The following is a 5,477-nucleotide window of genomic DNA, read 5'->3' as shown; positions in this document are numbered from 1 at the left end:
TACCCGATTTATTTTTCTTTTTTCTCAAAAACATGTACAAATATAGCACGGGACACCCATTTCACAAAACTACCCCTTATAAATAAAGATTTACAAAGCTTTTTTTAGCAAAGTGCGAAAAACAGGAAACAATTAAACCTTTTTTAAAGCAGAAATCTTGCAACATAACAACTAACATTTGCTGTGTCGTAAATTAAGCATTGGTTTTCAGGCAAAAACAAAATTAGTTTTTCACAACGGACAAATTTAAATCTCTTAATTGTTCTGCATCTATTTTTGCAGGAGCATCAATCATAATATCTCGCCCGGCATTATTTTTCGGAAAAGCAATTATATCCCTTATTGATTCTGAACCGTTAAACAAGGCAACCCACCTGTCAAAACCGAATGCAATTCCACCGTGAGGAGGAGCTCCGTATTTAAAGGCATCCATTAAAAACCCGAACTGTGCTTTTGCCCCTTCTTCTGTAAAGCCAAGAATTTTAAACACCTTTTTTTGAAGCTCGGTATCGTGTATCCTTATTGAACCTCCGCCTATTTCATTTCCGTTTATGACTAAGTCATAAGCCTCGGCTTTTATTGCTTCCGGGTTTGTATCAATTAAGTCAAATTGGTCTTTTTTCGGAGATGTAAACGGGTGATGCACTGCATGTAATTGTCCGGTTTCTTCTTCTTTTTCAAATAAGGGAAAATCAATAACCCATAATGGTGCAAATTTATTGTCATCTCGAAACTCTAACCTTGTTCCCATTTCTAAACGTAATTCGCCCAAAGCTAAAAGTGTTTTCTTTTTATTACCGGACATAAGTAACATCAAATCTCCGGGTTTTGCATTCATTGTACTTGCCCATTTTTTTAAGCTTTCTTGCGAATAAAACTTATCAACAGAAGATTTAAATGTCCCGTCTTCATTATATTTTGCAAACACTAAGCCCTTTGCTCCTATTTGGGGTCTTTGTACCCATTTTATAAGGTTGTCGGTTTGTTTACGAGAATAGTTAGCCAAACCTTCTGCACATATTCCGCCTATAAATTCTGCATCATCAAAAACTTTAAAACTATTTCCTTTAACTGTTTCAGTTAAATCAGCAATTTTCATGTCGAAACGAATATCCGGGCGGTCGCTTCCGTATAAAGTCAGTGCATTATCGTATGTAATTCTCGGAAATTGTTCCGTAAAGTTTATATCTTTTATTACCGTAAATAAAAATTTTGCCAAACCTTCAAAAAGGATTAAAATATCTTCTCTTTCAACAAAGGACATTTCGCAATCAATTTGCGTAAACTCCGGCTGTCTGTCAGCTCTGAAATCTTCATCTCTAAAACATTTTGTAAGTTGGAAATATTTATCATAACCTGCAATCATTAGCAGCTGCTTAAACACTTGCGGAGACTGGGGGAGAGCATAAAATTTACCTTCGTTCATTCGAGAAGGAACAACAAAATCTCTTGCTCCTTCAGGTGTTGACTTTATTAAAAAAGGGGTTTCTATTTCTAAAAAATCCTGTTTTATAAGATATTTTCTTATTTCCTGAGCCATATTATTTCTCAGGATAATTCCTTTTTGAACTTTTCTTCTTCTCAAATCTAAATATCTGTATTTCAGCCGAATTTCTTCACCTCCGTCTGTTTCGTTTTCAATTGTAAAAGGAGGGAGTTCGGATTTGCTTAAAATCTTTAAATCACTGACCGTAATTTCAATATCTCCGGTAGATATTCCGGGGTTTTTACTGCTTCTTTCTGTAACCTTTCCTTTAATTTGGATTACAAATTCTCTTCCCAAATTTTCAACTTTTGAATGAAGTTCCGGGTTGCGGTCTTTATTGAAAAAAAGTTGTGTGATTCCATATCTGTCTCGTAAATCAATGAACGTCATTGCTCCCAAATCTCTTATTTTTTGTATCCACCCGCTAAGCGTAACCTCTGCATTTATATCGTTGTGTCTTAATTCTCCGCAATTATGTGTTCTGTACATAAAATTTTTTATTTGATAATTTTCGGCAAATATATAACTTTACAATTAATTAAATTCTAAATTATATTTCTGTTTTCGACATATTAAAATTATGCAGGACATTTTTACTGATAAATATTTTATGAAACGAGCATTAATGCAGGCAAGACTTGCTTTTGAAAAAAATGAAATTCCGGTAGGAGCAATTGTCGTTTTTAAAAATAGAGTTATTGCAGGGGCTCATAATTTAAGTGAAACATTAAATGACGCAACGGCACACGCAGAAATGCAGGTAATTACGGCAGCTGCAAATAGGCTGGGAGGGAAATATTTAAAAGAATGTACTCTTTATGTGACGGCAGAGCCTTGTGCGATGTGTGCCGGAGCAACTTATTGGTCGCAGATAGGCAGAATTGTTTACGGAGCAAGTGATGAAAAAAAGGGGTATCAAAAATTTTGCGAACGAATTATTCATCCTAAAACAGAAATAACCGGGGGCGTTTTGGAATTTGAATGCTCGGAATTAATTAGTGCGTTTTTTAGTAAAATCAGAAATGCTTAGAATACGAATTATTAATTAAATTTAAGCAAAAATTGAAAAAATACAATGTAATAATAATCGGAGCAGGGGCATCCGGAATTTTAGCATCAATAAGTGCCTGTGAACAAGGGGCTTCTGTTTTGCTTCTGGAAAAGATGAGTAAAGAAGCAAGAAAAATGCTAATTTCCGGAAAAGGAAGATGCAATATTACAAATACTGCGTATCAATCAGATTTTTTCAAGAAAATTTATCCGAAACCGAAATTTTTGAAACATGCTTTTTCAACTTTTTTCTCAAAAGACATTTTAAATATGCTTGAAGAAAAAGGACTTAAAACAAAAACGGAAAGAGGCGGAAGAGTTTTTCCTGAAAGCGATAAGGCTGCAGACGTTGTTAATTCTCTTTTGCAAATTGTAAGAGAAAAAGGAATAGATATTAAGAAAAATGCAAAAGTAGAAGATATAATTGTCGAAAATAATAAAATTCGGGCAGTAAAAGCAAGCATCCGCGGAAAACTCGAAATAATTGAAACCGAAAATGTAATCCTTTGTACAGGCGGAAAATCCTATCCTGCAACAGGTTCCACAGGAGACGGTTTTGTTTTTGCTAAAACACTGGGACATAAAATTACAGAATTAAGACCGGCTTTAGTTCCTTTAAAAACAGAGGGAGATATTGCTGAGAAGTTACAAGGTTTAAGTTTAAAGAACTCGAATGTAAGTATATGGGTAAATAATAAAAAAATACGATCTGAATTCGGAGAAATGATGTTTGCACATTACGGGTTAACAGGACCTGTTATTCTGACTCTCAGCAAAATTGCAACAGATAGTTTTGATAAAAAAAATAATGTTGAAATTTCAATTGATTTAAAACCGGCACTTGATGAGCAAAAATTAGATAACAGACTTCAAAGAGAGCTTAATGAAAGCGGAAAAAAACAAATTCGAAATATTTTAAAGAATTTATTACCCTCAAAACTCATTCCGGTTGTTTTAGAACTTACAAAGATTGACCCTTACAAAGAATGTAACCAAATATCAGGGAAAGAACGGAAAAAAATACGAGTTTTACTAAAAGATTTAAGGTTTAAAGTAAGCGGGCACAGAGGTTTTAAAGAAGCAATAGTTACCGCAGGCGGAATTGACACAAACGAAATTGACAGCAGAACAATGATGTCTAAAATTATTGATAATTTGTATTTTGCCGGAGAAATAATAGATTTGGATGCTGAAACCGGAGGATATAATTTTCAAATTGCGTTTTCAACGGGTTGGCTTGCCGGAAAATCCTGTATTGTAAATAAAAAGGAAAAATTTTAGGATTAATTTTCAGAAAAAGATTATATCAATGCATTAAACACTAATTAAACTTTAAAAATAAGATGACAAAATACAGTGAAATAAAAGAGCAACTAAAAATAGATCCATTAAAAGAGACAAGCGAAGGTTCGGCATATTTTACCCACTATCTTCACAATAAAAACAACAATAAAATATCAAGCTATTATAAAACACAAGCAAAAAGGTTTATTAAAAATAAATTTGAAGAACCTATTGCAAAATATGAAAAAACCCAATTAAAATTTGACATACCCTTTCCGGAGTCGAAAGAACCGGAATTTACTTTTATTGATTTGTTTGCGGGTGTTGGCGGTTTCAGAATTGCAATGCAAAACCTCGGAGGAAAATGTGTTTTTTCTTCTGAAATTGATAAATATGCCAAAAAAACCTATGAATATAATTTCGGAGAAGTTCCTTTCGGCGACATTACAAAAATAAATGAAAAAGACATTCCCGAACATGATATTTTGTGTGCCGGTTTTCCTTGCCAAGCATTTTCTATTGCCGGAAAACGTAAAGGTTTTGCCGACGAAACAAGGGGAACTTTATTTTTTGACATTACAAGAGTTATTAAAGAAAAACACCCCAAGGCATTTTTTTTGGAAAATGTGAAAGGTTTAAGAAATCATGACAAAGGAAATACGCTTAAAATAATTTTAAAAGTTTTACGAGAAGACTTAAACTATTTTGTTCCCGAACCCCAAATTATAAATGCAAAAGATTTCGGAGTTCCGCAAAACAGAGAACGAATTTTCATTATCGGCTTCAGGAAAGATTTAAAGATTTCGGAGTTTGAATGCCCGAAACCGTTGAAAAAGAAAATTGTATTCGGGGATGTTAAAGAGAAAAAAGCAGTTTCTTCAAAATATTATTTGTCAGTATCTTACCTTAATACTTTAAAAAAACACAGGAAAAGAAATAAAGCCAAAGGGAATGGTTTCGGGTATGAAATGATAAAAGAAAACCAATGTGCAAACGCAATTGTTGTCGGCGGAATGGGACGAGAAAGAAATTTGTTTACAGATTGCAGGCTGACAGATTTTAAAACAGTTACGGCAAAAAAAGGCGGATTAAATAAGGAATATATTCGAGTGTTAACACCACGAGAATGGGCGAGATTACAAGGCTTTCCCGACAATTTTATTTTGAAAGTTTCAGACACACAAGCATATAAGCAACTAGGGAACTCTGTTGCTGTTCCCGCTATTCAGGCAACCGCAGAAATGATTATTGATAAGTTAATTTAATTTTTTGTTTTAAGTTAAAAACTTATTATCGAAACATTGTTTTTATTCCCTTTGTGTAAAAAAGGTTTAATGGTCAAAAATAGTTGGTAAAGAGTTCTGTACACTATGTAAACAATGAGAAAGAAGAAAGTTTGTTGAAATCAGTTTCAATAAACTTTTTTTGTTTTATGAAAAGTTCAAAAAAAAGCGTTGTTGGGCTTGCAAAAGTCTTGATACAATAAAGTGGGGAAAGCAACAAAATAAACAAAGATATAAATGTAAAAACTCCTGTTTTTCGCACTTTGCTAAAAAAAGCTTTGTAAATCTTTATTTATAAGGGGTAGTTTTGTGAAATGGGTGTCCCGTGCTATATTTGTACATGTTTTTGAGAAAAAAGAAAAATAAATCGGGTA

4 protein-coding genes are annotated in these 5,477 nt (G+C 33.3%); 3 read left to right on the top strand and 1 reads right to left on the bottom strand.

What is annotated here, in order from left to right; all coding sequences use genetic code 11:
* Positions 1 to 223: 223 nt before the first annotated feature.
* Positions 224 to 1,975 (bottom strand): aspartate--tRNA ligase, encoded by a 1,752-nt coding sequence (gene aspS / locus L3J35_13610; protein ID MCF6367220.1) that lies wholly within the window; start codon positions 1,973 to 1,975, stop codon positions 224 to 226.
* A 91-nt stretch (positions 1,976 to 2,066) separates the two neighbouring features.
* Between aspS and L3J35_13605 the strand changes: the two genes are divergently transcribed.
* The 3 genes from L3J35_13605 to L3J35_13595 all read left to right on the top strand — a co-directional run bounded on the left by L3J35_13605 (position 2,067) and on the right by L3J35_13595 (position 5,085).
* Complete coding sequence (locus L3J35_13605) at positions 2,067 to 2,516, top strand: nucleoside deaminase (protein ID MCF6367219.1); 450 nt, start codon at positions 2,067 to 2,069, stop codon at positions 2,514 to 2,516.
* A gap of 32 nt (positions 2,517 to 2,548) precedes the next feature.
* On the top strand, positions 2,549 to 3,817 hold the full coding sequence (locus tag L3J35_13600; GenBank protein ID MCF6367218.1) for an NAD(P)/FAD-dependent oxidoreductase: 1,269 nt from the start codon (positions 2,549 to 2,551) through the stop codon (positions 3,815 to 3,817).
* A 62-nt stretch (positions 3,818 to 3,879) separates the two neighbouring features.
* Entirely contained in the window at positions 3,880 to 5,085 is a 1,206-nt protein-coding gene (locus L3J35_13595) for a DNA cytosine methyltransferase (protein MCF6367217.1), read from the top strand.
* Positions 5,086 to 5,477 lie beyond the last annotated feature (392 nt).

Source organism: Bacteroidales bacterium (genome assembly GCA_021648725.1).
In the GTDB taxonomy this organism is placed as follows: Bacteria; Bacteroidota; Bacteroidia; order Bacteroidales; family JAADGE01; genus JAADGE01.
Note: the sequence above shows the minus strand (reverse complement) of the source record. Positions and strands in the feature narration are given on the sequence as shown.